This window comes from Acinetobacter sp. KAM396, assembly GCF_021602765.1.
GTDB classification, from domain to species: domain Bacteria; phylum Pseudomonadota; class Gammaproteobacteria; order Pseudomonadales; family Moraxellaceae; genus Acinetobacter; species Acinetobacter towneri_A.
Genome location: NZ_BPPH01000127.1, coordinates 1 through 265 on the forward strand (window position 1 = coordinate 1; position 265 = coordinate 265).

Genomic DNA, 265 nt, shown 5'->3' on the forward strand with positions numbered 1-265 from the left:
CAGCGAACCTGCAAATAACCAGTTCTTACGTCCCAACGCCCAGGGGCGCATCTGGTTTTCCACCCAGTTATTGCAAATCGGTAGATTGCCATCATCCAGATAGCGGCTTAAGGCTGGCCAACGCTTCAGAGTGTAATTGATCGCCTTGGCGGTAGGAGAACTCGATGGCACTGTCAGATGATGTTGGTTGAGCCATTCATATAGTTGTTGCATCACTGGTTGACTATGCTGTTGTCGGTATTCGCGGCGGTCTTCCGCTGTACCA

General features: G+C 50.9%; 1 protein-coding gene. It reads right to left on the bottom strand.

Annotated elements, in window-relative coordinates:
* On the bottom strand, positions 1 to 265 hold a 265-nt coding region (locus tag L6C30_RS14830), incomplete at both ends, for an IS66 family transposase (protein ID WP_236163407.1).